The 25104-nt window shown below is 71.3% G+C and carries 26 protein-coding genes and 2 tRNA genes; 5 read left to right on the top strand and 23 right to left on the bottom strand.

The features are described 5' to 3' along the window. Positions 1-363: a hypothetical protein gene (locus DWB05_RS03210; protein WP_232818369.1), complete on the bottom strand. Its 363-nt coding sequence runs from the start codon at positions 361-363 to the stop codon at positions 1-3. 299 nt (positions 364-662) lie between these two features. After that, entirely contained in the window at positions 663-866 is a 204-nt protein-coding gene (gene rpsU, locus DWB05_RS03215) for a 30S ribosomal protein S21 (RefSeq protein WP_114374972.1), read from the bottom strand. Between the two features lie 209 nt (positions 867-1075). Between rpsU and DWB05_RS03220 the strand changes: the two genes are divergently transcribed. Both DWB05_RS03220 and DWB05_RS03225 read left to right on the top strand, forming a co-directional pair. Further along, on the top strand, positions 1076-1648 hold the full coding sequence (locus DWB05_RS03220) for a peptide deformylase (RefSeq protein ID WP_114374974.1): 573 nt from the start codon (positions 1076-1078) through the stop codon (positions 1646-1648). Between the two features lie 37 nt (positions 1649-1685). Further along, positions 1686-2333, top strand: coding sequence for a COQ9 family protein (locus DWB05_RS03225; protein WP_114374976.1), 648 nt, complete (start codon positions 1686-1688; stop codon positions 2331-2333). Between the two features lie 176 nt (positions 2334-2509). Here DWB05_RS03225 and DWB05_RS03230 read toward each other — a convergent pair whose 3' ends face one another. Continuing rightward, positions 2510-4198 (bottom strand): methyl-accepting chemotaxis protein, encoded by a 1689-nt coding sequence (locus DWB05_RS03230; protein WP_114374978.1) that lies wholly within the window; start codon positions 4196-4198, stop codon positions 2510-2512. 167 nt (positions 4199-4365) lie between these two features. On the opposite strand from DWB05_RS03230, the gene DWB05_RS03235 reads away from it, so the two are divergent. Then, positions 4366-5037 carry a DsbA family oxidoreductase gene (locus DWB05_RS03235; RefSeq protein ID WP_332871703.1) on the top strand — a complete coding sequence of 224 codons (672 nt, stop codon included), beginning with the start codon at positions 4366-4368 and terminating at the stop codon, positions 5035-5037. A 68-nt stretch (positions 5038-5105) separates the two neighbouring features. On the opposite strand, the gene phnE is transcribed toward DWB05_RS03235, so the two are convergent. From phnE to argS, 18 genes are all read right to left on the bottom strand, one after another. After that, the gene (gene phnE / locus DWB05_RS03240) at positions 5106-6584 is read right to left on the bottom strand and encodes a phosphonate ABC transporter, permease protein PhnE (RefSeq protein WP_114374980.1); all 1479 of its coding nucleotides are present in this window, start codon (positions 6582-6584) and stop codon (positions 5106-5108) included. A 33-nt stretch (positions 6585-6617) separates the two neighbouring features. Further along, entirely contained in the window at positions 6618-7556 is a 939-nt protein-coding gene (locus DWB05_RS03245; protein WP_114374982.1) for a phosphate/phosphite/phosphonate ABC transporter substrate-binding protein, read from the bottom strand. Then, entirely contained in the window at positions 7553-8305 is a 753-nt protein-coding gene (gene phnF / locus DWB05_RS03250) for a phosphonate metabolism transcriptional regulator PhnF (protein WP_114374984.1), read from the bottom strand. Before phnF ends, DWB05_RS03245 begins: the two co-directional genes overlap by 4 nt. Before the next feature lie 141 nt (positions 8306-8446). Beyond that, a tRNA-Arg gene (locus DWB05_RS03255) sits at positions 8447-8523 on the bottom strand. Positions 8524-8628: 105 nt separating this feature from the next. Further along, positions 8629-9000, bottom strand: a complete 372-nt coding sequence (locus DWB05_RS03260) for a translation initiation factor 2 (RefSeq protein WP_114374986.1) — start codon at positions 8998-9000, stop codon at positions 8629-8631. Between the two features lie 155 nt (positions 9001-9155). Next, positions 9156-9467 (bottom strand): ETC complex I subunit, encoded by a 312-nt coding sequence (locus DWB05_RS03265; RefSeq protein WP_114374988.1) that lies wholly within the window; start codon positions 9465-9467, stop codon positions 9156-9158. Positions 9468-9485: 18 nt separating this feature from the next. Then, positions 9486-9562 (bottom strand) — tRNA-Pro (locus tag DWB05_RS03270). 55 nt (positions 9563-9617) lie between these two features. Further along, positions 9618-10892 carry a serine--tRNA ligase gene (gene serS / locus DWB05_RS03275; RefSeq protein ID WP_114374990.1) on the bottom strand — a complete coding sequence of 425 codons (1275 nt, stop codon included), beginning with the start codon at positions 10890-10892 and terminating at the stop codon, positions 9618-9620. 33 nt (positions 10893-10925) lie between these two features. Beyond that, positions 10926-11714: a twin-arginine translocase subunit TatC gene (gene tatC, locus DWB05_RS03280; protein ID WP_114374992.1), complete on the bottom strand. Its 789-nt coding sequence runs from the start codon at positions 11712-11714 to the stop codon at positions 10926-10928. 6 nt (positions 11715-11720) lie between these two features. After that, on the bottom strand, positions 11721-12191 hold the full coding sequence (gene tatB / locus DWB05_RS03285; protein ID WP_114374995.1) for a Sec-independent protein translocase protein TatB: 471 nt from the start codon (positions 12189-12191) through the stop codon (positions 11721-11723). A 41-nt stretch (positions 12192-12232) separates the two neighbouring features. Continuing rightward, on the bottom strand, positions 12233-12418 hold the full coding sequence (locus DWB05_RS14585; RefSeq protein WP_157967061.1) for a twin-arginine translocase TatA/TatE family subunit: 186 nt from the start codon (positions 12416-12418) through the stop codon (positions 12233-12235). A 103-nt stretch (positions 12419-12521) separates the two neighbouring features. Continuing rightward, positions 12522-13589, bottom strand: a complete 1068-nt coding sequence (locus tag DWB05_RS03295) for an ABC transporter ATP-binding protein (protein WP_114374999.1) — start codon at positions 13587-13589, stop codon at positions 12522-12524. After that, on the bottom strand, positions 13586-14275 hold the full coding sequence (gene scpB / locus DWB05_RS03300; RefSeq protein ID WP_408608461.1) for an SMC-Scp complex subunit ScpB: 690 nt from the start codon (positions 14273-14275) through the stop codon (positions 13586-13588). Before scpB ends, DWB05_RS03295 begins: the two co-directional genes overlap by 4 nt. Then, positions 14272-15069: a segregation and condensation protein A gene (locus tag DWB05_RS03305; RefSeq protein ID WP_114375002.1), complete on the bottom strand. Its 798-nt coding sequence runs from the start codon at positions 15067-15069 to the stop codon at positions 14272-14274. Before DWB05_RS03305 ends, scpB begins: the two co-directional genes overlap by 4 nt. Next, positions 15066-15764 carry a site-2 protease family protein gene (locus DWB05_RS03310; RefSeq protein ID WP_114375004.1) on the bottom strand — a complete coding sequence of 233 codons (699 nt, stop codon included), beginning with the start codon at positions 15762-15764 and terminating at the stop codon, positions 15066-15068. The genes DWB05_RS03305 and DWB05_RS03310 overlap by 4 nt, the downstream gene beginning before the upstream one ends. Further along, positions 15761-16777, bottom strand: coding sequence for a beta-N-acetylhexosaminidase (gene nagZ, locus DWB05_RS03315; protein ID WP_114375006.1), 1017 nt, complete (start codon positions 16775-16777; stop codon positions 15761-15763). The genes DWB05_RS03310 and nagZ overlap by 4 nt, the downstream gene beginning before the upstream one ends. Before the next feature lie 4 nt (positions 16778-16781). After that, positions 16782-17570 carry an SPOR domain-containing protein gene (locus DWB05_RS03320; RefSeq protein ID WP_114375009.1) on the bottom strand — a complete coding sequence of 263 codons (789 nt, stop codon included), beginning with the start codon at positions 17568-17570 and terminating at the stop codon, positions 16782-16784. A gap of 28 nt (positions 17571-17598) precedes the next feature. Beyond that, the gene (argS, locus tag DWB05_RS03325; RefSeq protein ID WP_114375011.1) at positions 17599-19359 is read right to left on the bottom strand and encodes an arginine--tRNA ligase; all 1761 of its coding nucleotides are present in this window, start codon (positions 19357-19359) and stop codon (positions 17599-17601) included. 132 nt (positions 19360-19491) lie between these two features. On the opposite strand from argS, the gene erpA reads away from it, so the two are divergent. Beyond that, positions 19492-19863: an iron-sulfur cluster insertion protein ErpA gene (erpA, locus tag DWB05_RS03330; RefSeq protein ID WP_114375014.1), complete on the top strand. Its 372-nt coding sequence runs from the start codon at positions 19492-19494 to the stop codon at positions 19861-19863. A 70-nt stretch (positions 19864-19933) separates the two neighbouring features. On the opposite strand, the gene ilvD is transcribed toward erpA, so the two are convergent. Beyond that, positions 19934-21652 carry a dihydroxy-acid dehydratase gene (gene ilvD / locus DWB05_RS03335; protein WP_114375017.1) on the bottom strand — a complete coding sequence of 573 codons (1719 nt, stop codon included), beginning with the start codon at positions 21650-21652 and terminating at the stop codon, positions 19934-19936. A gap of 111 nt (positions 21653-21763) precedes the next feature. Between ilvD and DWB05_RS03340 the strand changes: the two genes are divergently transcribed. Beyond that, a complete protein-coding gene (locus tag DWB05_RS03340; protein ID WP_198669035.1) occupies positions 21764-22357 on the top strand; it encodes a Uma2 family endonuclease in 594 nt (197 codons plus the stop codon). Here the strand turns inward: DWB05_RS03340 and DWB05_RS03345 are convergent, their stop codons facing one another. Further along, entirely contained in the window at positions 22358-25027 is a 2670-nt protein-coding gene (locus DWB05_RS03345; RefSeq protein ID WP_114376529.1) for a valine--tRNA ligase, read from the bottom strand. Between the last annotated feature and the right edge of the window lie 77 nt (positions 25028-25104).

Consider the following 25104-nt stretch of genomic DNA (forward strand, 5'->3'; position numbering starts at 1 on the left):
TCAGGCCGGCTGCCAGTAGCGCAGCACGACGGCGCGCGCCTTGGCGAAGGTGGTGTTCTCGCGCAGCGGGCGCGGCGAACCGTTGCGCACCCATCGCTGCGCGGCGGCGCGGAGTTCCTCGTCGGCGAGGATTTCCGCCATCAGGTCGTTGAGGAGTTCGGTCAGAACCTCGGGCGGAGCCTGCTCGTCCTCACCGCCGGTCACTTGGGCGGCAACTGCGCGCGCATAGGCGATGGCGTCGAGGAACAGTTGCGCTTCCTCGGTCGAATAGTCGTGCAGGTCGCGGCACGGCGGGGCAGGCACGAGGCGCAGGGCCATCAGCGCCTCGACCTGTTCGTCGGTCGCGCTGCCCGCCCGGCCCACCCTTGGCATCTCGCGCCAGGCGGGCTGCGCATCGGGGGGGGTCGGATCAGGATGATTGGCGACGGGCGCCTGCGCCGCCGTAACCCCTGCTGAGGAACGCCGGAACCACCGCCAGGGGGTCAACACCCAGAGCAGCCCGTGCCAGACCATGGACACGAGGCTCCAGAGCAATGCGATCGCCGTCCGGATGGTCGCCCCCGAAACTCTTTCCGTCGCCGGCTGGCGGTGCGCTCGAGACCGCGCCCGTCCAGCCGAGGGTCAACCCGCGCGGATCTGTGGCCCGGCGGGACAGATGGGGTTCAGAAGCCTTCCCGCTCCAGCCGCTTGCGCTCGAGCTTGCGGGCCCGACGGATCGCCTCAGCCTGTTCGCGGGCACGACGCTCGGACGGCTTCTCATAGTGGCGGCGGAGCTTCATCTCGCGGAAGATCCCCTCCCGCTGCATCTTCTTCTTGAGCGCCTTCAGCGCCTGATCGATGTTGTTGTCGCGAACCAGAACCTGCACGTGCGGCTGACCTCCATCGTTTGAGGACGCGCCCTCCCGACCATTCGGGTCACCTGCGGGCGCAAAAACAGGCCGAGCCGGCAAGCCGGCTCGGGGAGGGTGTTTCTAGCACACTGGGCCCCCTCGCGGAAGGCCGGTCCCCCAAGGCGCCCCCGTTTGCGCGGAACCGCCTGCATCCCATGTGATGCGAGCCTCACCGTGGGATCGCGATGGCCATCCTGAAAATCGCCCGCATGGGTCACCCAATCCTGCTCGCGCGCGCCGACCCGGTGCCCGACCCGTCCGCGCCGGAGGTTCGTCGCCTGGTCGCGGACATGATCGACACCCTGCTCGATGCCGACGCCGCAGGCCTTGCTGCGCCGCAGGTGCATGTGCCGCTGCGCCTGTTCGTCTTTCGTTGCCGGGCCGAGCGCCTCGGCGCCGATCCAGACGATCGGCCGACGGGGCCGGACGTCGAGGTGGTGATCAACCCCGAGCTCGAGCCCATCGGCAGCGAGATGGAGACGGCCTGGGAGGGGTGCCTCTCCATCCCCGGGTTGCGCGGCGCGGTGCCGCGCCATCTGCGCATCCGCTATCGCGGACAGACGCTGGAGGGAGAGGCCTTCGAGCGGACGGTCAGCGGCTTCCACGCCCGGGTCGTCCAGCACGAGGTCGACCATCTCGACGGCATCCTCTACCCGATGCGGATGGAGGACTTCGCCCTGTTCGGCTTCACCGAGGAGCTCGCCCGCGCCGCCCACCGTTCGATCGGCGCCCCGCACGGCGGGGGGCGGGACGGCTGACGGCAGCGACGCGAAACGGGGGAGCGAGGAGGAGCGAATGAGCGAGATCGAACGAAGCGAAGAGCGCGATCGCGCGATCGAGGCGGCCTTGCCCCACGTCGCCGTCGACGGCTGGACGCAGCGCGCCTTGCGCGCCGGGCTCGCCGAGGCGGGCTTCGCGCCGGAAGATGTGTCGTTCCTGTTCCCGCGCGGTCCGATCGAAGCGATCGAAGTCTGGTCTGACCTGGTCGACCGGCGCATGGTCGAACGGGTTCGGCAGATGCCGCTCGAGACCCTGCGGGTTCGCGACAAGGTCGCGGCGGCCGTCATGGCGCGGCTTGGCGAAGTCGAGCCCCACAAGGAAGCGGCCCGGCGTGCCCTCGCCCTGCTTGCCCTGCCGGTCCATGCGGCGGCGGCGGCGCGCATCACGGCGCGCACCGTGGATTCGGTCTGGCGCGCCATCGGCGACCGTTCGGCCGACTTCAACTGGTACACCAAGCGGGCGACCCTCGCCGCGGTCTACGGCGCCACCCTGCTGTTCTGGCTCGGCGACGACAGCCCCGGCGCGGAGCGCACCCGCGCCTTCCTCGATCGCCGCATCGAGTCGTTGATGCTGATCCCCCGCCTGCAGAAGCGGATCGACGCCGTCGTGTCGCGGCTGCCCGACCCGTTCCGCCTGCTCGGCCGCCTTCGCCGCGCGGCCTGACAAGACGGGGATCGCCTCGCGCCTGGCCCGGACCGATAGTCCAAGCCGGGCGGACGAGCGTGGACGGAGGCGCGGGGAGCGGCGGTGCCGACGGGAGCAGCGGTCACCCGGCTCCCTGAACCTCAGCCCTCGCCCGTTTCCCCCGCAGTCGGTCGCACCGTCGCGCGACCCTTTCGTCAGGCTGCCCGCACCTCCGCCAGGAACCGCTCGATCTCATCCTTCAAGCCCTGGGCCGAGGCGGCGACGGCGGCGGACGCGGTCGCCACCTCCTCCGTTCGCCCAGCGGCCTCGCCACCGATGCGCGCGAGCTCCGAGACCCGTCCGGACACCTCCTGCGTGCCGCGCGCCGCCTCCTGCACGTTGCGCGCGATCTCGCGCGTCGCCGCCCCCTGCTCCTCCACCGCGGCGGCGATGGCGGAGGCGATCCGGCTCACCTCGTCGATCACGCCGCCGATGGCGCGGATCGCCTGCACGGCCCTCTCCGTCTCGCCCTGGATGGCGGCGATCTGGCCGGCAATCTCCTCCGTCGCCTTCGCCGTCTGGCTCGCCAGGTTCTTCACCTCCGAGGCGACGACGGCGAACCCCTTGCCCGCCTCTCCCGCCCGCGCCGCCTCGATGGTGGCATTCAGGGCCAGCAGGTTCGTCTGGCCCGCGATGTCGCCGATCAGGCGCACCACGTCTCCGATGCGCTTCGCCCCCTCGGCAAGACCCTGCACCGTCGCGTCCGTTTCGCGCGCCTTGGCGACCGCCGCCGCCGCAACCTGGGCACTTTCCGCCACCTGCCGGGTGATCTCGGCGATCGAGGCGGAGAGCTCCTCCGCCGCCGAGGCCACGGTCGCCACATTGCCCGACGCCTGATCCGCCGCCACGCCGGCGGCGCCCGAACCGTCCGCGACGGCGGCTGCGAAGCGGCGCAGGGCCGAGACGGTCGATTCGAGCCCGCTGACCGACTGCCCGACCTCGCCGATGAGTTTCGTGGCCTCGGCATGGAAGCGGCGAACCTCCTCCGCCAGGGCGAGCGCGCGCTTCTCCTTCGCCTCGGCTTCGGCGCGCCGGACCTCCTCGAGCGCGGCGCGCTCCTCGATGGCGGCCCGGAACCGTTCCGCGGCGCGCGCCACCTGCCCCACCTCGTCGCGACGCTGCGACCCCGGCACGGCGACGTCGGTGCGGCCGGTGGACAAGGCTTCCAACGCCGCAGTCACGCCGCGCAGGGGAGACACCACGCCGCGCGCGACGGTGAACCAAGCCAACAGCGAGGCCAGCACAAGCCCGGCGGCGGTGCCGCCGGCGAGCCACCAGGCGAGACGCGTCGCCAGCCCCTCCACCGCCCGGGTGGCCGCCGCGACCTCGGCGGCGGTCGCGCGCGCGGCGGCGTCCAGCGCGGCGTTGAAGGCCTGACGGTTGCGGCGGTTCTCGTCGTTGTTGCCGAGGCGGTTGGCCGCCTCGATGCTCTCCTCCACGCCGACCCGAGCGAGTTCGGTACGCAGCCGGATGAAATCGCGCGCCGACGCCATCAGGGGCGCGATCGAGTCGTGGCGGTCGGCCGGCAACAGCGCCTGCCAACGCGCGACGTCCTGCTCCATTTGGGCGAGGAAGCGCCGCATGCCCTCGGCGAAGGGGCGGGCGCGTTCGGTGTTGACCGACATGTAAATGCCGCGGCTGTCCATCACCACGGCATAGACGAGACCGTTCAGGCGCTCGGCGAGCTGGGCGCGTTCGGAGGCGTTCTGCAGGTCGCGCACGGCGCGGTCGTAGGTCCGCAAGCCGACGGCAGCGCCGGCGAGAACCCCGCACGCGACCAGGGCGACGACGCCGAGAGCGAGCGAGAGCTTGGCCGCGATCGGGCGGTCGGAGAGCAGAGCCATCGGTTCAGACACCTTTCCTCGACGACGCTGGCTGCGGAGCCTCAGCGGGAAACGCTAAAGAACCGTTGCCGGCTCCACGCCGTGGCCATCGCCATCCGCACGCCGCGCATGCATTCCTCTCCGCCTCGGGTTTTGTGCCCCAAGCGCCCTCGGGCTAGAGTTCCGCCATGAACATGCTGGCGCCACCGCCGGTCCGGCTCAGCTGCGAGGTCGTGTTCGACCTCGTCTGCCCGTGGTGCTGGATCGGGCTGAGGCGCCTCAAGCGAACGCTCGCGCAGCGCCCCGACCTGGCGGTGGAGGTGACGTTCCGGCCGTTCCTTCTCAACCCCGAGATGCCGGCCCGCGGCATGCCGCAGGGCGAGTACCTGCAGCGCAAGTTCGGCGGCGAGGACAGGGCGCGGCGCTTGCAAGCGGCCATCCTCGAAGTGGGGCGGCAGGAGGGGATCGTGTTCCGCTTCGACCGCATCCAGCGCACGCCGCCCACGCTCGAAGCGCATCGCCTGGTTCGGCTCGCCGCTCGCGAAGGGCGCGCTTGGCCGGTGATCGATGCCCTGTTCGCCGCCCATTTCCGCGACGGGCAGGACATCGGCGATCGGACCGTGCTCGCCGCCATCGCTGCCGAGGCGGGGCTCGAGAAGGCCGCCGTCGCGGCGTTCGCGACCGACGACGAGGAGACCGAGCGGGTGATGCTGGAGAACCTCCGCTCGCATCGCCTCGGCATCAATGGCGTGCCGTGCTTCGTCATCAATGGTCGCCATGCCGTCGCCGGGGCGCAGGAGCCGGAGGTGATCGAGCGGCTGTTCGAACTCGCCGCGATGGAACAGCCGGGCCTCGCGTAACGCTCGCAGACCGCCACCACCCGGCGCGCCGCTCCGGTACCGTCTGCTGCCCGTAATCGGCGTTCGGCTCAGGCGGGCCGCATCGCAGACGGGCCGATCAGCCGCGCGCGCAACCGGGCCGAAACCTGGTCGAGCACGAGGACGGCGAGGAAGATCGCGGTCAGGATGGTGGAGACGTGTCCGTACTGGAACATGTCCCACCGACCCTTCAGTTCCTGGCCGATGCCGCCGGCGCCGACCAGGCCGATCACCGCCGCCATGCGAAGGTTGCGATCGAGGATGTAGAGCACGTAGGCGACGTATTGCGGCAGCACCTGCGGCAGCACCGCCACCCAGAGCGTGCGCAGCCGTCCCGCACCGATCGCGTCCATCGCCTCCTGCGGCTTGCGATCGGCATTCTCGATGTCCTCGGCGAAGAACTTGCCGAGGAACCCCGCCGAGTGCAGCGCAAGCGCGAGCACGCCGGCAGCGGGGCCGAAACCGAAGGCAAGGACGAGGAAGAGCGCGGAGATGAGCTCGGGCAAGGCACGCAGCAGGCTCACCGTAGCACGCGAGCCGTAATAGAGCGCGCGATTCGGCGCGTAGTTCGCCGCCCCCAGCACGGCGAGCGGCAGGCTCAGCAGCACGGCAAGCAGCGTGGCCCAGAGCGCGATCTCGATCGTCTCGGCGAGTTTGCCGAGCACGACGAAGAGGTAACCGAACGGCTCGACCAGAACCTCCCGCCGCTCCACGTGTTCGACGAAGCGCAAGGAGGCCGGGTCGAGGCGGCGTTCGACCCGCTCCTCCACCTCGATCCGCGCCAGCAACGGGAGGCGGTCGGGATGGAACGCGGCAAGACGCGCGACCTCGGACTGTTCGGACAGCTGGGGCCGCCACAGCTTGGCGAGCGCTCCGCCGAGGCCAACGATGCGATCGGCAAAGTCGCGGGCGAGATCGATCTGATGCAGCGAGCAGAGCACGGTGGTGCCGCGCGCGCGGGCAAGCTCGCGCAAGAGCGCGAGCACCTCGCGCGCGATCACCGGATCGAGGCTCGCCACCGGCTCGTCGGCGAGCAGGAGTGCAGGTTCCAGGATCAGCGCCCGCGCGATGCCGACCCGCTGCTGCTGCCCGCCCGAAAGCGTGGCGGCGCGGCGGAAGAACTCGCGCTCGGTGAGCCCCACCGCCCGGCAGAGCTCCCACGCACGCCGGCGCAGATCGGGCGGATACCACCACAAGGCCACGCGCCAGCCCGGCACGACGGCGACGGCGCCGGAGAGGATGTTGGCGGCGACCGAGAGGCGTTCGACCAGGTTGAACTGCTGGTGCACCATCGCCACGCGACGCCGCACCGCCGTGAGCGTGTCGCGCTGGACCGGGATGCCGTCCACCACCACCGCGCCGGATGACGGCGAGACGAGCCCGTTCACCATCCGCAGCAAGGTGGATTTGCCCGCCCCCGAGGGACCGAGCAGCACGACGAACGCGCCGCGGGGGACGACGAAGGACACGTCATCGAGGGCGCGCGCCCCGCCCGGCCACGTCTTGCCGATGCGGTCGAAGACGAGCACGGGCGGGATCCGGGCGGCCGGCCGGTCGTTCGCTCAGCGCTCGGCGGCGAGGCGCATCAGCGCCTCGCGCACGCGCTCGTCCACCAGCGCGATGGTTTCGAGAGCAGGACGAAGATCGGCGAGCGTGACGGAGGCGTCGTAACGGTCGACGCGCTTGCCGCCATAGCCGCGGATCTGCTCGCGGCTGACACCTTCGCTCAGGTGCACGGTATCGAAGGCGATGCGGAGCCGACGCTTCCGCTCCTCGGGCAGGGCGGGGTGCATGGCGAGCGGGGGGTTGGGGATCGGCTCGCTTTTGGCGAGCACCCGGAAGCGGCTGCCATCGAGCGCGCCGGAACGCACCGCCTTCTCGAAGGAGTCGAACGAGGCGCCGGCGGCATCGACGAGCCCGTCGCGCAAAGCGGCCAGCGCGTTGGCATGGCTGCCGGCAAGACGCACGCGGGCGAGATCCTTCACCGGATCGAGCCCGGCGCGGATCATCATCGCCACCGGGTAGGTGAAGGACGAGGTGGAGATCACATCGCCGAGCGCAAGCGTACGTCCCTTCAGCGCGGCGATGTCGTGACCCGGGAAGTCGGCGCGCACGAAGAGGCCCGAGTAGTAGACGCTCTCGCCGTTCAGCACGTCGACGGCGAGGAGTTCGGCGCAGCCGCGCTTCGCCGCCTCGAGGAAGGAGACGGCACCGAACCAGGCGATCTCGGCCACGCCGGCGCACATCGCCTCCACCACCGCGCTGTAGGACTGGCCGGCGCGGACGTCGAAATGCAGGCCGGTGGCGCGGGTGACGGCGGCGAAGAGGGGCGCGAAGTCGGCCTTGGTGCCGTCCTCGGTGCCGCCGTCGGAAGGCACGAGCATGACGCGGAGTGGGCGGGCGGCGGAGCCGTCGCGCGGTGCTTGCGCCTCCGCAAGGTGCGGGGCGGTGAGGAGGAGGGCAGCAGCGAGTGCGGCGCGGCGGGTGAAGCGGGCGGTCATGACGGTTCTCCTCGGTCGGGAAAGTCGAGGCGGAGCTGAGCGCGTTCGCCATGAAAGCGGGTGAGCGCGTATTCGACGGGAGTGCCGGTGGCGGCGCAGAGGTTCACGCTCTTCGCGCGCAGCACCGGGCGGTGACGGGGCATCTCGAGCAAGGCGGCGTCGTCGCCGCGCGGCAGGCTGACCGAGAGCAGGGTTTCCGACCGGCGCAGGCGAAGGCCCCCGAAGCGCGTCTCGAGGAAACCGTGCAGCGAACCGCCCTCGTAGTCGGCGAACACGGCCTCGCCCCACGGGTCGGCGACGAAGTGCGAGATGACGCAGAACGGCGCGCGATCGACCCGCCGCAGCGTCTCGACCCAGGTGACAAGGGTGCCGGGGATGACGTTGAGGCGCGCGGCGACCCCGCCCTCGGCCGGGATGCGCTGCTTGCGCAGCACCGCACTGTCGGCTTCGCGGCCGAGGGTGGCGAGGGTGGCGGTGAAGCGGGTGCGCCCGGAGAGGGCGTAGGTGACGGGGGCGCGCACGACGAAGGTGCCGAGGCCGTGGCGGCGCTCGACCAGACCGGCATCGACCAGTTCGTCGATGGCGCGGCGCAGGGTGTGGCGGTGCACGCCGAAACGGGCGGCGAGCTCCTCCTCGGCCGGCAGTTTCCGGCCGGGGCTGGCGTGGGCGCGCAGCTCCTCCTCCAGGCGATCGGCGACCTGGCGGTAGAGGGGGGCGCCGCCGATGCGGGTGAGACCGACGACAGACATCTGGACCTCTGTGCGCCTAACGCTACGCACGGGTCGGGTCACGCCGGTGACGGGCCGATGACGGAACGGTTTAGATGCGACAGCGGATCGAACTGCCGCTCGGCGGTACCGGCCCTCAAGGGGTCGTCGCGGCCAAGGGCATGGCGCGCCCTGAGGGATTCGAACCCCCGACCCGCAGCTTAGAAGGCTGCCGCTCTATCCAGCTGAGCTAAGGGCGCACGGACTGCCGACCCTTATAGCAGGAGCGCGCGAGGACAGAACCGCGCGGCGGCCTGTCCTCAGAGCGCCGCCGCCCGCGACGAGCCGCCAGGCGCGCGGGCGGATCACCGCGCGGTCAAGGTGTCGCGGCAAATCAGCGTCACCGTCAGCGGGTTGGGCTGCAGGTCATAGACCGCCCCCGTGCCGTAGTCGATCAACCCGCCCAGGATCACGCCGGCCCCCGCCAGAACGGGAACCATCGAGGCGGTCTGCGGCGCGCAGCCCTCGCGGGTGATCGTCATCGTCAGCGATTGGTTGCGCGGCACGGTGAGCGTGCACGGAGAGACGCAGGACATCCCGTTGGAGAGCTGAACCTGCGCGCCGACGGGGATGGTGTTGATCGACACCTGCTGTTCGGTGCCGCGGATCATGGTCGCGCAGCCCGTCAGGCCGATCAGGGCGATGCTCACGGCCACGCCGAACGCCTTGCAGCGCATGTCCTCCTCCTCCGTTCGACCGGATCGACGAAGAGGCTAACGACGCAGTGCGTCAGCTTCAGACGTGGGATAGGCGACGGAGATACTGCACGCGCCCGAACCTCAGGCGATCTCGACACGGAGGACCGAGCTTGCCCAAGGCCGGAGCCGCAGGATCAGTGCGTCCAGTTCTCGCGACGGGTGTAGGCGAAGTTGTCGGCGTAGCTCTTCGGCTTCACCTGCTGTTCCGGCACGGGCTCCACCTCGTAGAGAAGCCCGTGCTTCTCCGCATAGGCCTTCGCCGCCTCGAGCGAGGGGAAGCGAAGCCGCACCTGCCGTTCCAGCGTCGAGCCACCCCCCACCCAGCCGGTGAGCGGATCATGCCGCAGCGGCTCGGTGGGTTCGAACTCGAGCCACCACTCCTTGGTGCGCGCCTTGCCGGACTGAGTCGCCGTCTTGGGCAGCCGATAGATTCGGGCCTTGGTCATCGCCTGCGCGGTCTCCGCTGGTCGGGGCGGCCGGATTCGAACCGACGACCTTCTGCGCCCAAGGCAGACGCGCTACCAGGCTGCGCTACGCCCCGACCGGCGCGGACCCTAGCGATGGCGCCGCCCCGCCGCAACCGCCGCCCGCCCCCGTCAGGAGGGAAGGATCGCTTCCTGCCCGCCCATGTAGGGTCGGAGCACGTCGGGGATGTCGATGCCGCCATCGGCGCGCTGGTAGGTCTCCATCACCGCGATCAGGGTTCGCCCGACCGCGAGCCCGGAGCCGTTCAGCGTGTGCACGAAGCGCGTGCCCTTGCCGTCGGCGGGGCGGTAGCGTGCCTCCATCCGCCGGGCCTGGAAGTCGCGGCAGTTCGAACAGGACGAAATCTCCCGCCACGCCCCTTGGCCGGGCAGCCACACCTCAAGGTCGAAGGTACGGGCGGCCGAGAAGCCGATGTCGCCGGAACAGAGATCGACCACCCGATAAGCAAGGCCAAGCCGGCGCAAGACGGTCTCCGCGCAGCGCGTCATGCGCTCGTGCTCGGCCTCGGACTGCTCGGGGGCGGTGATGGAGACGAGCTCGACCTTCAGGAACTGGTGCTGGCGCAGCATGCCGCGCACGTCGCGGCCGGCACTGCCGGCCTCGGCACGGAAGCAAGGGGTCAGCGCGGTGACGCGGATGGGAAGCTCGCTTTCGGCGAGGATCCGTTCACGCACCAGGTTGGTCAGCGGCACCTCGGCAGTGGGGATCAGCCAGCGCCCGTCGGTGGTGACGAACTGATCCTCGCGGAACTTCGGCAACTGCCCGGTGCCGTAGAGAACCTCCTCGCGCACGAGCAGAGGCGGGCTCACCTCGGTGTAGCCGTGTTCGCCCACCTGCAGGTCGAGCATGAACTGCGCGAGCGCCCGCTCGAGCCGCGCGAGCGCCCCCTTCAGCACGACGAAACGGGACCCCGCGAGCTTCGCCGCCGCTTCGAAGTCCATCAGGCCCAGCCGTTCGCCGAGCTCGAAATGCTGCAACGGCGTCCAGTCGAACCGCCGCGGTTCGCCCCACGCCCGCAGCACCACGTTGTCCTCGGCCGAGGCCCCCGTGGGCACGGCGTCGTCGAGCCAGTTCGGGATGGTGGCGAGCAGAGCCTCGAGTTCGGCGGCGAGCCGCTTCTCCTCCGCCTCCTCGCGCGCGATCGCCGCGGCGAGTTCGGCCGACTCCGCCAAGAGGGGTGCCACGTCCTCGCCAGCGCCCCGTGCAGCACCGATGCGCTTGGAGAGCGCATTCCGACGCGCCTGCAGCTCCTGAAACGCGGTCTGGGCGGCGCGGCGGAGGCGATCGAGTTCGAGCACGCGTGCGGCAGCCGGGTCGAGGCCGCGGCGGGCCAGCATCGCGTCGAAGGCGTCCGGGGCCTCCCGGATCCGTTTCAGGTCATGCATCGAAAGCGTGCGCTCGGTGTCGGGCGGCGGAGGTCAGTCGGCGGCGGCGGGCTCGGGCTTGGGGCGCGCGAGCTTGGCGGCGATGATCGACGCCTCGTAGAGCAGGATCAACGGCAGGGCGAGCCCGATCTGGCTGATCACGTCGGGGGGCGTGATGATCGCGGCCAGCACGAACATGCCGACGATGGCATAGCGCCGCTTCGACGCCATGCCCTCGGGCGTGATGATGCCGACCCGCGCCAGCAGAACGAGGCCCACCGGCATCAGGAAGGCGAAGCCGAAGGCGAAAATGAGCCGCATCACCAGCGAGAGATACTCACCGACCTTGGCTTCCAGCTGGATGGGCAGGCCGCCCGCGCCTTCCGGGCTCTCGAAGGACAGAAAGAAGTGCCAGGCGGCGGGGATGACGAAGAAGTAGCAGAACGCGGCGCCCAGCGCGAAGAAGAACGGGGTGGCGATGAGGAAAGGACGGATCGCCCTTTTCTCGCTGCGATAGAGCCCAGGGGCGACGAACAGCCAGAGCTGCATCGCCCACCAGGGGAAGGAGATCATCAACGCGCCCCAGAAGGCGACCTTGAGGTAGGTGAAAAACGCCTCGTAGAGGGCGGTGAAGATCATCCGCCGCTCCTGCCCCGTCTGCGAGGCGAGGATGTCGGCCAGCGGGGCGGCGAGGAAGCCGTAGATCTGCTTCGAAAAGGCGTAGCAGAGGATGAAGGCGGCGACGAAGCCGCCCAGGGCGTAGAGGATGCGCTGCCGCAGCTCGATCAGGTGATCGATCAGCGGCATCGGCTTGTCGTCGATGACGTCGTCCTCGGGCCGCATGGCGGGTCAGGCCCCCTCGCGCTTGACGGAAGGAGGCAGGAAGGGTGGGGGTTCGTCGGGCGGCGGCGGCGGTTCCGCCGCGGGGGTGGCGGAGGCCACCGCCGGCTCCGCCGTCAGCGCGGCCGGCTCGGGCTCGGGGGGCGGGGCGTGTGCGGCGCTGTCGTAGCCCGGTGACGTGGTCGCGAAAGGATCCGAGAAGGTCGTCGCGATCTCGCGGTTCGGGTCGAGCTCCTCCTCGAACTTGCGCTTGAAGTCGTAGGCGCCGGCGCGAACCTCGTCGATCTGGCGTTTCACCTCGTCGAGCTTGGATTCGCGCATCATCTCGTCGACGTGGACCTGGAATTCGGCCGCCATCCGCCGCGCCTTCTTGATGAAGTCGGCGACACCGCGAATGGCGTGCGGCAGGTCCTTCGGCCCGATCACGATGAGCGCGACCAGGAGGATCAGCGCGATTTCGGTCCAAGCGAGATCGAACATGCCGCCTCAGTTTCCCGCCTTCCGCCGCGGCGGGCCCGCCGTCAACGGGTCCGGTCGGCGGTGGGCTCGTCGAAGGGCTCGTCGGCGCTCGCCTTGCCCGCGAGCTGGCGGCGCAACGACGCGACACCGCGCCCCGCTTCCGCGGCGAGAGCCGGGATGTGGCGAGAGCCGAACAGTGCCGCCACCACCAGGCCAACGAGCAGGATCTGCCACAGACCGATCGTCATCGAAACGCCCACCTCGGCGTGGCCCGCGCATCGCGAGCCACCCGCAGGATCATGGCAGAGGGGGGGACGGCCCGCAACGCGCGGCCCGGCCGAAAAGCCGCCGTCAGGCCGCCGCCCGCGCCTCGGTCGCGAAGACGTGCGCGCGCGTGGGGTCGAGGGCCACCGCGACGGTGGCGTCCCGGGCCGGCAGGTATTCGCCCGGCACGCGGGCATGGATGTGCACCTCGCGCCCGCCCTCGCTGACCGACAGGTGGACGAGCGAGGTGCGCCCCAGGAGGCGCGAGGCCTCGACGCGGGCCCGGGCATGGCAGGGTTCGGCGCGCTCGGCCGGCAGCAGGCGGATGCCTTCGGGGCGGATCAGCACTTCCACCGGCTGCCCCTCCGGCAGGCCCGGTGCCGGCACCGGGCCGAACGGCGTCGCCACCATGCCGAACCGCACCTGGCCCACCACGCGGTTCACCTCGCCGAGGAAGGAGGCGACGAAGGCCGAGGTCGGGTGGAGATAGATCTCGGCCGGCGGGCCCTCCTGCACGATGCGCCCCTCGTGCAGCAGTGCCAGCCGATCGGCCATGAACATCGCCTCCTCGGCATCGTGGGTCACCATCAGAACCGCGATGCCTTCCTCCTGCAGCACGTGCAGGGTGTCGTCGCGCACGCGGTCGCGCAGTCGGGCATCCAGCCCCGAGAAGGGCTCATCGAGCAGGAGCACGCGCGGGCGCGGAGCAAGCGCCCGAGCCAGGGCCACGCGCTGCTGCTGCCCGCCCGACAGCGTGTGCGGCATCGCATCCGCAAAGCGCTCGAGCCGCACGCGGGCCAGCATCTCGCGCACGCGCTCGGCCCGCTTCGGCCCCTTCACGCCGAAGCCCACGTTCTCCGCCACCGTCAGGTGAGGAAAGAGCGCGAAGTCCTGGAACAGCAGCCCGACCCCGCGCGCTTCCGGCGCCACCTCGCGCTCCGGTTCGGCGACCAGTACGTCATCGATCCACACCCGCCCCTCCTGCAGGGGGGTGAGCCCGGCGGCGATCCGCAGAAGCGTCGTCTTGCCGTCGCCCGAGGGGCCAAGCAGGCAGACGATCTCGCCCTCGCCGACCGTGAGATCGATGCCGCGCAGCACTTCGGTCCGCCCGAAACGGTGGCGCACGCCCTCCAGCCTGAGCGCGGTCCTGCTCATTCCCCTCGCCTCTCCTCGCCCTCCGGATCGAGCGGCGGCAGCCTCTCCTCCCCCGGTGGGTCGCGGTGTTGATCCTGCGACGCAGTCGCAGAGATGGGGAGGGGCGGGGTCGCGGTCAAAAGCCCCGCCGCCTTGAGTTCGTCGAGGCGCGGCAGCTCTTTCAGCGAAGCAAGCCCGAAGTGGACGAGGAAGGCCTTCGTCGTGCCCCAGGTGGTGGGGCGGCCCGGGACCTCCCGCCTGCCTTTCGGTTCGACGAACCCGGCCTCGATCAGCGTCTCGAGCGTGCCCTGGCTCAGGGCCACCCCGCGCAGGTCCTCGATCTCGGCCCGCGTCACCGGCTGGTGATAGGCGATGATGGCGAGTGTTTCGACCGCGGCGCGGGAGAGGCGGCGCGGCACCTCGAAGCGCTTGCGCAGCACGGGGGCCAAGTCTTCGGCAGTGCGCAGCATCCAGCCCCCGCCGGCGCGGACGAGTTCCACGCCCCGGCCGGCGAACGCCTTCTCCAAGGCGGCGAGCACGGCGGCGGCGTCCGCCCCCTCGGGAAGGAGTTCCGCCAGCGCCTTCTCGGAGACGGGCTCGGCGGAGGCGAACAGAAGCGCCTCGGCGATGCGCAGCCACTCGGGGCGCACGGGCGGCTCCGGCAAGGGCAGGGCAAGCGCGGCATCCGGCGGCGGCTGTTCGGTCACGCCTCGGGCTCCGGTTCGCGGCGGGGTTTGATCCAGATCGGGCCGAACGGTTCGTCCTGGCGCAAGCTGAGCGCCCGGCCCTTGGCGAGCTCCAGCCCGGCCACGAGCATGGAGGCAACGCCGGCGCGGGTCGGCAAACCAGGGGCCAGGTTGGGCGGCAGGAATCGCGTGAGAACGGCCCAATCGGGAACGACCCTGAGAAGTCGGGTGAGACGAGCCAGCGCGTCCTGCACGCTCATCAGATCGAGCGGTGGCGGGGCGTAGCGGCGCTTACCGAGCGCGCGCCGCCGCGCCGCCGCGTAAGCGGCGATCAGGTCGGCCAGCGAAACCGCCCAGCCGCCCGGCACGCGCTCGACCCGCGCCTCAGGCGCGCCGCGCGGCCAGACGTCGAGCCCGAGCCGCACCCGCGCCATCAGCGCCGCTCCCGCCTCGCGCATCGCCTCCAGGCGGCGAAGCTGCCAAGCGAGCGCCTCGGCCGCCGCCTCGGGGCTCGGTTCGTCCGCCGGCCGTTCGGCGGGCGGCAGCAGGAGCCGGGACTTCAGGTAGGCGAGCCACGCCGCCATCACGAGGTAATCGGCCGCGATCTCCAGGTCGAGGGCGCGCGCCCGCGCGATCCAGTCGAGATACTGCTCGGCGAGGCGGAGGACGGAGATGCGGGCGAGATCGACCTTCTGGTCGCGCGCGAGCTCGAGCAGCAGATCGAGCGGTCCCTCCCAGCCCTCGAGGGAAACGGTGAGAGGACCGGGACGGACGGGCGGGGCCTCCTCGAACGGATCGGTGCCGGGATGCGTCATAGGCCGACCGCGGTGAACACCAGGCGCCTGAGCGCCGCAAGCGGCGGCAGCAGAAGCTGAGAGAGGGGATCGAAGGGAACCCCCGATAGGCGGAGGAAGGCCGGCAGGACGAACAGGCCCAAGAGCACGAGCATCAGCCCCGCGGGCTCGAGGCGGGCGAGCGCGCGGGCAGGGCCGAGCGGCAGGACGCCGACCAGGATCCGCCCCCCATCGAGCGGGGGGATCGGGATCAGGTTGAACAGCATGAGCAGCAGGTTGATCTGGACGGCGAACAGGATGGCCTCGACGGCCAGCATGTCGGCCGGGCGCGGCAGCAGGTCGACGACATGCCCGAGTGCGGCGATGGCGAACGCCAAAGCGAGATTGATCGCCGGCCCGGCGGCGGCGACCAGCGCCATGTCCTGGCGCGGGCGGCGGAAATTGCGCGGATCCACGGGCACCGGCTTGGCCCAGCCGAACAGGAACTCCACCCGCCCGATGGAGAGCATCTGCAGGCCGAACAACAGGAGAGGCAGGGCGACGGTGCCGAACGGATCGAGGTGGCGAAGGGGATTGAGGGAAAGCCGGCCCCGTTCGCGTGCCGTGGGGTCGCCCAGCGCATCCGCCGCCCACCCGTGCGCCACCTCATGCAGGATGATGGCGATCAGCGCTCCGGGCGCGATGACCAGGAGCGCGATCAGGATGTTCTCGATCATCCGATGAGGGCCGCGAGTGCGGCTTCGGCGCGTGCGCGGTCGAAGCGGGGGGAAGCCGTGGCGCGGCGCGCCGAGGCGGCGAAGCGGGCGGCGGAGGCGCGCGAGACGGGCGGGGCGGCGGCGAGCACCGCCTCGCTGCGCGCGAGATCACCGGGGCATTCGAGCACGGCGTCGCAACCGGCGGCGATCGCCGCCCGCGCGAGCTCCCCCGGCGATCCGCTCAGCGCCTTCATGGCGAGATCGTCCGACAGGATAGGGCCCCGGAAGCCGAGCCGGCGGCGGATGACGCGCAGCACGCGGGCCGAGAGGGTGGCGGGCAGCCGATCATCCCACGCCGTGTAAAGGATGTGGGCGGTCATCGCCCAGGCCCCCTCCCCCGCCAGAGCGGCGAAGGGTCGGGCGTCATGAGCAAGCAGATCCTCGGCCGCCGCCTCGACCACCGGCAGGGCGAGGTGGGAATCGACGCGCGCCCGCCCATGCCCGGGGATGTGCTTCATCACCGGGACCACGCCCCCCGCCTGCAGGCCGCGGATCACCGCCCGGCCGAGACTCGCCACGACGCGCGGGTCGGGGCCGAAGGCGCGGTCGCCGATCACCGGATCGGCCCCCTCGGCGGGCAGATCCAGCACGGGAGCGCAGCAGACGGTGAGCCCCAGGGCGCGCAGATCCTCGGCGATCAGCCGAGCATTGAGGTAGGCGGCGCGGCGGGCCGCCCTCGCGTCGCGGCCGTACGCCGCGCCGAAGTGGGCGGCGGGAGGCGGGAGGCGCCAGTGCGGGGGGCGAAGCCGCGCCACGCGCCCGCCCTCCTGATCGATCAGCACCGGCGCCTCCGCCCGACCGACGGCGGCGCGGAAGGCGGCGACCAGGGCGGCGACCTGGGCGGGGGCGACCACGTTGCGCGCGAACAGGATGGCGCCGAAGGGTGGGAAGCGACGGAACAGGCGGGCCTCGTCGGCGGTAAGCTCCGGGCCGGCGAGACCGACGATCGCCGCCCGCGGGGTCGGATCGGCCAACGGATCAGGAGCCCGAGACGACGAGGCAGCCCATGCCCTTCGCCCGCACCGTCTCGCAGAACGCGCGCGCCGAGGCCTCGTCCGGGAAGCCGCCGGCGCGAATGCGCCAGAGCGGCCGCCCGTCGCGGTCGATGCGGCTCGCCGTCAGCTGGCGCGCGCCCAGTTCCTGCGCGAGGCGGGCGCGGAGTCGCGCGATCTCCGGCTGGACCTGGGCTTCGGCGGTGACGGCGGCGAGCTGGACCGAAACCGGGCCGGTGGCCGGCGCAGCCGGGGCAGGGCGAGGCGGCTCGGGCTGGGCGATGCGCGGGGGTGAGGGTGGGGCCGAGGGCGTCGCCGGCGGGGGTGCGGCGGAGACAGCTTGGGTGGCTGGCGCGACCGCTTGTGCCGTGGCGGGAGCGGACGGCGGGGGCGGCGGCGCGGCCGCAGGCGGTGGCGCGGCCGGAGCGGGACGCGGCAGCGGTTTCGGCTCCTCGGGCGGCGGCAGCAGAACCTCGACGCGACGCTCGGCCTGCCTCGCCCGGGCCCCCGGATAGGCCTCGATGTCCTGGTTCGGCACCCGATAGCCGCCAGGCTCCGCCGGGCGCACGCGCAACGGCGAGTCGTCGGCGAGGATCATCGGCACCTCGCCCTCGCCCCCACCGCGAGTCGCAAAGTAGATCGCCGCCGCACCGGCCAGCAGGAGAACGAGCAAACCTGCCCAGAGCAGGCCCACGCCGCGGCGCCCCCTGCCCTCGCGCTCGCGCCATACGGGGCCTTGCAAGCGTCCATCGAGCCGATCGACCTCGGTCGCCATCAGCGCCTCCTCGCGGAGCCCCGCGCCGTCAGCGCATCTCCTCGACCGGCTCGACCCCCATCACCTCAAGGGCGGAGGCGATCACGGTCGCGGTCGCCTGCACCAGCGCCAACCGCGCCATCGTCGCCCTCCGGTCGTCGGCGCGGATGAAGCGGAGCTCCGTCTCCTCGCGGCCCTTGTTCCACAACGCATGGAAGGCCGCGGCGACATCATAGACCGCAAAGGCGATTCGGTGCGGCTCCGCCGCCAGCGCGGCCTGCTCGACCACGCGCGGCCAGAGGAGGAGCTGCTTGATCAGCGCGAGCTCAGCCTCGTCGGTCAGCGCGTCGCGCGGGGCGGCGGCGAGCGCGGTCGGCGTGACCGCCTCCGCCCCGAACACCTCCGCCGCATGACGGAGGACGGAGCGGCAGCGCGCATGCGCATACTGGACGTAGAACACCGGATTGTCCTTCGACTGCTCGCGCACGAGGTCGAGGTCGAACTCCATCTGCGCGTCCGCCCGCCGTGTGAGCATGATGAAGCGCACGACGTCGCGCCCGACCTCGTCGATCAGCTCGCGCAAGGTGACGAAGGTGCCGGCGCGCTTGCTCATGCGCACGGGCTCGCCGCCCTTGACGAGGTGCACGATCTGGCAGAGCACGACCTCGAGCCGGGCGCGCCCTTCGGCCACCGCTTCGACGGCAGCCTGCATCCGCCGCACGTAGCCGCCATGATCGGCCCCCCAGACGTCGATCAGGCGCACGAAGCCCCGACCGATCTTGTCGGCGTGGTAGGCGATGTCGTTGGCGAAGTAGGTGTTGGACCCGTCCGACTTCTTCAGCGGCCGATCCGTGTCGTCGCCATAGGCGGTGGCGCGGAACAGGGTCTGCGGCCGGGGCTCCCAGTCCTCGGGCTTCTGGCCCTTGGGCGGGGGAAGTTCGCCGACGTAGATCAACCCCCGCGCCTCGAGTTCGGCGAGCACGCGCTCCACCGCGCGCGAACGGACCAGTTCCGCTTCCGAGACGAACACGTCGTGGCGGATCCCCAACGCCGCGAGGTCGTCGCGGATCGTCTCCATCATCGCCGCCACCGCCTCCTCGCGCACGGTGGCGAGCCACACATCGGGTTCGGCGGGCATCGCCCCTTCGGCGGCGAGGCGCGTGCCATGGCGGTGTGCCAGAGCCTGGCCGACGGGGATGAGATAGTCGCCGCGATACTGCAGCCCGCCGGGCACTAGGGCGTCGAACGCCTCCTCGGTCAGCGTCGTGCCGAGCGCCTGCAGGTAGCGCCAGTAGGCGGCCCAGGCGAGCGCCTCGACCTGGGCGCCGGCGTCGTTGATGTAGTACTCGCGCGTGACGTCGTAGCCCGCCTTGGCGAGCAGGCGAGCGAGCGCGTCGCCGACCACCGCGCCCCGGCAGTGGCCGATGTGCAGGGGCCCCGTGGGGTTGGCGGAGACGTATTCGACGTTGACCTTCATCCCCGCCCCGAGGGTGGAGTTCCCGTAGTCGGTGCCGGCCTCGAGGATGTCGCCCAGGCGTTCGCGCAGGAAATCGGGCGAAAGCGTCAGGTTGACGAAGCCCGGGCCGGCGACCGCGACCGAGGCGACAGCGGGGTCGGCGCGCAGGCCCTCGGCGATGGTCTCGGCGATCGCGCGCGGCGGCCTCGCAAGGCGCTTGGCGAGCACCAGCGCGGCGTTGGTCGAGACGTCGCCATGCGCGGGGTCGCGCGGCGGCTCGACCGTCACTGCATCCGGCAGCGGGTCCTCGACCAGACGCGCGATCTTCTCGCGCAAGGCATGAAAGAGGTTCATCGGCTCCGTCGGCTCAGCGGTGGCGTCACGGGCGGGCGGGGTTGTGTCAGGGAGAGACGCCCCCGTCAAAGGCCATGGGCGTTTGACAGCGCGGCGATGGCTCCCGATGTTGGAGCCGGGGAGATGCGATCGATGGACACGCTGCCGCCCACCGTTGCCGACGAAACCGCGCCGCCGCGGGTGGTGTCGCTCACCGCCTCCGCCGCGCGCCGCCTCGCCGAAATCGTCGCCGCCGACGGGCGCGAGGGGCTGATGCTGCGCCTCTCCGTCGCGGGGGGCGGCTGTTCGGGCTTCCAGTACCAGTTCTCGCTCGACACCACGGTGAACGCGGACGACCGGGTGTTCGAACGCGACGGGCAGAAGCTCGTGGTCGACGAGGTCTCGCTCGACCTCTTGGCGGGATCGGAGGTCGATTACGAGGACGGGCTGATGGCAGCGCACTTCACCGTGCGCAACCCCAACGCCACCGCCTCCTGCGGCTGCGGCGCCTCGTTCTCCGTCTGACGTCGGTGGGGGACGGCGCCGCGGCGGAAGGGGGGAGCGGAACCGCCCTCCCCGCCCCGCCCGCCGCGGCTCAGAGATCCGCGTAGACGTGCGACTCGGCCGCCGCCCCGGGGTGGGTCACCGCCCCTTCGTGCGCGGGGCCGACGAGCTGGGCGTACTTCCAAAGCGCGCCCGACGTGTAGAGGGTCGCGCGCGGCTTCCACTCGGCGCGGCGTCGCGCGAGCTCCTCCTCGGAGAGATCGACCGTCAGCGTGCCGGCTTCGGCGTCGATGATGATCCGATCACCATTCCGCAGGAGAGCGATGGGACCGCCGACCGCCGCCTCCGGTGTGACGTGACCGATGCAGAAGCCGCGCGTCGCCCCCGAGAACCGCCCGTCGGTGATCAGCGCGACCTTCTCGCCCATGCCCTGGCCGTAGATCGCCGAGGTGGTGGAGAGCATCTCGCGCATGCCCGGCCCCCCCTTCGGCCCCTCATAGCGGATGACGATCACGTCACCTGCCTGGTAGGCGCGGGCCTGCACGGCGGCGAAGGCATCCTCCTCGCAGTCGAAGCAGAGCGCGCGGCCCTCGAAGCGGAGCGATTTCAGCCCGGCGACCTTCACGATCGCCCCGTCGGGAGCGAGGTTGCCGAACAGGCCCACCACGCCGCCGGTGGGCGAGAGGGGGTTGGAGGCGGGGCGAACGACGTCCTGGTCGGTCGGGAAGACCACGTCGCGCAGGTTCTCGGCGAGCGTGCGACCGGTGACGGTGAGGCAATCGCCGTGCAGCAGGCCGGCATCCAGCAGGGTCTTCATGATCACCGGCACGCCGCCGATGCGGTGCACGTCGGCCGCGACGTAGCGCCCGCCCGGCTTGAGGTCGGCGATGTAGGGCGTGCGCTTCATGATGGCGGCGACGTCCTTCAGCGTGAACTTGATCCCCGCCTCGTGCGCGATCGCCGGCAAATGGAGCGCCGCGTTGGTCGAACCGCCCGTCGCACCGACCACGGTCGCCGCGTTCTCCAGCGCCTCGCGGGTGACGATGTCGCGCGGGCGAAGGTTGCGCCTGAGCGCCTCCACCACCGCCTCGCCGGAGCGCCGGGCGTAAGCCGCACGCTCGGCATGCGGCGCGGGCGGCCCCGCCGAGCCGGGCAGCGCGAGCCCGAGCGCCTCGGAGACCATCGCCATCGTGTTGGCGGTGAACTGTCCGCCGCAGGCACCGGCGCCCGGGCAGGCGACCCGCTCCAGCTCCTCGAGCTCGGCGTCCGTGATCTTGCCGGCGGCGTGCTGACCGACCGCCTCGAAGACGTCGAGCACGGTGACATCGCGCCCCTGGTAGCGGCCCGGCATGATCGACCCGCCGTACATGAAGACGGACGGCACGTTCAGCCTCAGCATCGCCATCATCACGCCGGGCAGCGTCTTGTCGCAGCCGGCGAGGCCGACGAGGGCGTCGTAGCCGTGGCCGCGCACGGTGAGCTCGATCGAATCCGCAATGACCTCGCGCGAGGCGAGCGAGGACTTCATGCCCTGATGCCCCATCGCGATGCCGTCGGTGACGGTGATGGTGCAGAACTCGCGCGGGGTTGCGCCCGCGTCGTGCACGCCGCGCTTCACGTCCTGCGCTTGGTCGTGCAGCGCGATGTTGCAGGGGGCGGCCTCGTTCCAGCAGGTGGCGACACCGACGAAGGGCCGCGCGATGTCCTCCTTGGAGAGGCCCATCGCGTAGTAGTAGCTGCGGTGCGGCGCCCGACCGGGCCCTTCCGTGGCGTGGCGGCTCGGCAGGCGGCTCTTGTCCCAGGCACCCATGGTCGATGTCGCTCCGATGGCGTTGTCCCCGCTCGTCTTTTCCCCCGCGGCCTCGCGCACGACAAGACGGGCGGACACGGCTAAAGTGCCGGGCGGAGGTGCGTGCGGGCGATGAACGAGACGCTGCCGCCGATGCGAACGGAGCCGATGACGGCCGAGGCCTTCCTCGCCTGGGCGGAAGCGCGCGAAGGCCGGCTCGAGCTCATCGCCGGGCGGGTGGTGGAGGACATGGCGCCGGAACTGGTGCGGCATGCGCGGCTGAAATATCGGCTCTGCGTGGCCTTCGATCGGGCGTTGGTGGGGACCGATCTCCCCTGCGAGGCGCTGATCGACGGGCCGGTGGTGAAGATCGACGACCGCACCGTGCTTCAGCCCGACGTGATCGTGCACTGCGGCAGCCCCATCCCCGGCGACACCATGATCGTGCCCTGCCCGGTGATCGTGGCCGAGGTTCTCTCCGCCTCCTCGGCGCAACGCGACCTGACGGTGAAGCTCGCCCTCTACGCCCGCCACCCCGCGGTTCGGCACTACCTCGTGGTCGATCCCCTGGAGACGCTCGTGCTGCACCACCGGCGGGCCGAGGGTGAGGCGTTCGAGACGCGCGTCGTAAGCGAGGGGTCCCTCACCCTTGACCCGCCCGGTCTCGTGCTCGATCTCGCCATCCTGTTCCCGGCCGACCCGGAGGCCGGCACTGCGGCCGGCTGATCAGCCGGCGAGGCGGGCGAGCGCGGCCTCCAGGCGTGCCTTGGCTTCGGCGGCGGCAGCGCGGCGTTCGCGGCTCTCCTCCACCACCTCCTCCGCCGCACGCGAGACGAAGGCCGGGTTGGCGAGCTTGGCATCGAGCCGCGCGATCTCCTCCGCGTGCCGCGCCACCTCGCGGGCAAGCCGCGCCCGTTCCGCCTCGAGATCGATCACCTCGGCGAGCGGCAGCACGAGGGTCGCCTCGTCCAGCACCGCCTGCGCCGAGCCTTTCGGCACCTCGCCCGCGAGCGGCGAGACGTCGGACAGACGCGCCAGCCTGAGGATCGGCTCCTTCCAGCGCGCGAGGCGATCGAGCGTGGTGCCGTAGGCGTCCTTGAGAAAGAGCGGGATCGCGCGGGCGGGCGGCACGTTCGTCTCGGCGCGGATGGCGCGCACCTCGGAGACGAGGCGCACCACCCAATCGACCTCCGCCTCGGCCGCAGGGTCGCGCGGCAGGGTGGCAGCATCGGGCCAAGGCTCGACCATCAGCGTGCGCCGCCCCTCGCAGGGCCCGGGGCCGCGATCGGCCTGCAGATGCCAGATCTCCTCGGTGATGAACGGCATCACCGGATGGAGCAGCGCAAGAATGACGTCGAGCACGAAGCCTGCGGTGGCCCGCGTCTCCTCCCGCAAGGCCCCCTCCTCGGCAAGCGCGGGCTTGGCGAGCTCGAGGTACCAGTCGCAGAACGTTCCCCACACGAACTGGTAGAGGCCGCCCGCGTAGGCGTCGAAGCGGAACTGCTCCAGCGCCTCGGTGGCATGGCGCGCCGCCTCGGCGAGCCGGCCCAGAATCCAGCGGTTGAGGGTGGCCCGCGCGGAAGCCGGATCCCAGCCCACCGGTGCGACGCAAAGGTTCATGCGGCAGAAGCGGGCGGCGTTCCACAGCTTGGTGCCGAAGTTGCGGTAGCCCTCCACGCGGGCGGTGGAGAGCTTGATGTCGCGCCCCTGGGCGGCCATCGCGCAGAGGGTGAAACGCAGCGCGTCCGCACCAAAGGTGTCGATCAGGTCGAGCGGGTCGATGACGTTGCCCTTCGACTTCGACATCTTCTGCCCGCGCTCGTCGCGCACCAGGGCATGCACGTAGACGGTGCGGAACGGCACCTCGCCCATCATGTGCAGGCCCATCATCATCATCCGCGCGACCCAGAAGAAGATGATGTCGAACCCCGTCACCAGCACTTCGCCCGGGTAGTAGCGGGCGAGCTCGGGCGTCTTGTCGGGCCAACCGAGGGTGGAGAAGGGCCACAGCGCGGAGGAGAACCAGGTGTCGAGCACATCAGGGTCGCGCTCCAGCGCCACCTCGTGCCCGTACGCTTCGGCGGCGAGACGTTTCGCCTCCGCCTCGTCATGGGCGACGAAGATCGCCCCATCCGGGGCGTACCAGGCGGGGATCTGATGTCCCCACCAAAGCTGGCGCGAGATGCACCAGGGTTCGATCGCGCGCAGCCAGGCGAAGTAGGTGTTCTCCCACTGCTTGGGCACGAAGCGGGTGCGGCCTGCTTCCACCGCGGCGATGGCGGGGCCGGCCAAGGTCTTCGCGTCGACGAACCACTGGTCGGTGAGATAGGGCTCGATCACCACGCCCGAACGGTCGCCGTGCGGCACCATGTGCGTGTGCGGTTCGACCTTCTCGATGAGTCCCAAGGCCTCGAGGTCGGCGACGATCCGCTTGCGCGCCTCGAAGCGGTCGAGCCCCCGATACGGTTCCGGAACGGGCGGTCCGTCGAGCAGGCGCGCGTCGCGGTCGAGGATGTTGATCGCCTCGAGCCCGTGGCGCCGGCCCACCTCGAAGTCGTTGAAGTCGTGCGCCGGCGTGATCTTCACCGCGCCCGAGCCCTTGGTCGGGTCGGAGTACGCGTCGGCGACGATCGGGATGCGACGGCCGACGAGCGGCAGGATGGCGTGGCGGCCGATCAGGTCCTTCCAGCGCTCGTCCTCGGGATGCACCGCGACAGCGGTGTCGCCGAGCATCGTCTCGGGCCGGGTGGTGGCGACGACGATGAAGCGCCCGTCCTCGCCGTCGATGGGATAACGGATGTACCAGAGATTGCCCTTCACCTCGCGGTTCTCGACCTCGAGGTCGGAGATCGCGGAGTGGAACTTCGGATCCCAGTTCACCAGCCGCTTGGCGCGGTAGATCAGGCCCTCGCGATACAGACGCACGAACACCTCGGTCACCGCGCGCGACAACCCGGCATCCATGGTGAAGCGTTCGCGCGGCCAATCGAGCGAACAGCCGAGGCGGCGCAACTGGCGGGTGATGGTGCCGCCCGACTGCTCCCTCCACGTCCACACCCGCTCCAGGAACGCCTCGCGCCCCAGTGCCTGGCGCGAGGTGCCTTCGGCGGCGAGCATGCGCTCGACCACCATCTGGGTCGCGATGCCGGCGTGGTCGGTGCCCGGCATCCACAGCACGTCGTCGCCGCTCATCCGGCGCCAGCGGATCAGCACGTCCTGCAGCGTGTTGTTCAGCGCATGCCCCATGTGCAGCGACCCGGTCACGTTCGGCGGCGGGATGACGATGCAGTACGGGCGCGCCGTGGAGTTCGGCTTGGCGCCGAACAGGCCGGAGCGTTCCCAGGCGGCGTAAAGGCGCGGTTCGACTTCGGCGTGCGGAAACGTCTTGTCGGTCATCGTGCGGCGGTCAGCGGGCATCCGTTCGGCGGGCGATAGGGAGACGGGTGGGAGGGCGAGTCAAGGGACGCGGCGGG

Source organism: Elioraea thermophila (ex Habib et al. 2022), assembly GCF_003336755.1.
Taxonomy (GTDB): Bacteria; Pseudomonadota; Alphaproteobacteria; order Acetobacterales; family Acetobacteraceae; genus Elioraea; species Elioraea thermophila.

Coding starts and splice junctions, on each gene's coding strand:
- DWB05_RS03340 (WP_198669035.1), top strand. CDS start 21,764: ATGAACGAGACGCTGCCGCCGATGCGAACGGAGCCGATGACGGCCGAG.
- DWB05_RS03220 (WP_114374974.1), top strand. CDS start 1,076: ATGGCCATCCTGAAAATCGCCCGCATGGGTCACCCAATCCTGCTCGCG.
- erpA (WP_114375014.1), top strand. CDS start 19,492: ATGGACACGCTGCCGCCCACCGTTGCCGACGAAACCGCGCCGCCGCGG.
- DWB05_RS03230 (WP_114374978.1), bottom strand. CDS start 4,198: ATGGCTCTGCTCTCCGACCGCCCGATCGCGGCCAAGCTCTCGCTCGCT.
- ilvD (WP_114375017.1), bottom strand. CDS start 21,652: ATGGGTGCCTGGGACAAGAGCCGCCTGCCGAGCCGCCACGCCACGGAA.
- DWB05_RS03320 (WP_114375009.1), bottom strand. CDS start 17,570: ATGGCGACCGAGGTCGATCGGCTCGATGGACGCTTGCAAGGCCCCGTA.
- DWB05_RS03260 (WP_114374986.1), bottom strand. CDS start 9,000: ATGCGCTGCAAGGCGTTCGGCGTGGCCGTGAGCATCGCCCTGATCGGC.
- DWB05_RS03295 (WP_114374999.1), bottom strand. CDS start 13,589: ATGAGCAGGACCGCGCTCAGGCTGGAGGGCGTGCGCCACCGTTTCGGG.
- DWB05_RS03265 (WP_114374988.1), bottom strand. CDS start 9,467: ATGACCAAGGCCCGAATCTATCGGCTGCCCAAGACGGCGACTCAGTCC.
- DWB05_RS14585 (WP_157967061.1), bottom strand. CDS start 12,418: ATGACGATCGGTCTGTGGCAGATCCTGCTCGTTGGCCTGGTGGTGGCG.
- DWB05_RS03245 (WP_114374982.1), bottom strand. CDS start 7,556: ATGACCGCCCGCTTCACCCGCCGCGCCGCACTCGCTGCTGCCCTCCTC.
- serS (WP_114374990.1), bottom strand. CDS start 10,892: ATGCATGACCTGAAACGGATCCGGGAGGCCCCGGACGCCTTCGACGCG.
- DWB05_RS03225 (WP_114374976.1), top strand. CDS start 1,686: ATGAGCGAGATCGAACGAAGCGAAGAGCGCGATCGCGCGATCGAGGCG.
- tatB (WP_114374995.1), bottom strand. CDS start 12,191: ATGTTCGATCTCGCTTGGACCGAAATCGCGCTGATCCTCCTGGTCGCG.
- DWB05_RS03305 (WP_114375002.1), bottom strand. CDS start 15,069: ATGACGCATCCCGGCACCGATCCGTTCGAGGAGGCCCCGCCCGTCCGT.
- phnF (WP_114374984.1), bottom strand. CDS start 8,305: ATGTCTGTCGTCGGTCTCACCCGCATCGGCGGCGCCCCCCTCTACCGC.
- DWB05_RS03310 (WP_114375004.1), bottom strand. CDS start 15,764: ATGATCGAGAACATCCTGATCGCGCTCCTGGTCATCGCGCCCGGAGCG.
- DWB05_RS03235 (WP_332871703.1), top strand. CDS start 4,366: ATGAACATGCTGGCGCCACCGCCGGTCCGGCTCAGCTGCGAGGTCGTG.
- tatC (WP_114374992.1), bottom strand. CDS start 11,714: ATGCGGCCCGAGGACGACGTCATCGACGACAAGCCGATGCCGCTGATC.
- DWB05_RS03345 (WP_114376529.1), bottom strand. CDS start 25,027: ATGACCGACAAGACGTTTCCGCACGCCGAAGTCGAACCGCGCCTTTAC.
- argS (WP_114375011.1), bottom strand. CDS start 19,359: ATGAACCTCTTTCATGCCTTGCGCGAGAAGATCGCGCGTCTGGTCGAG.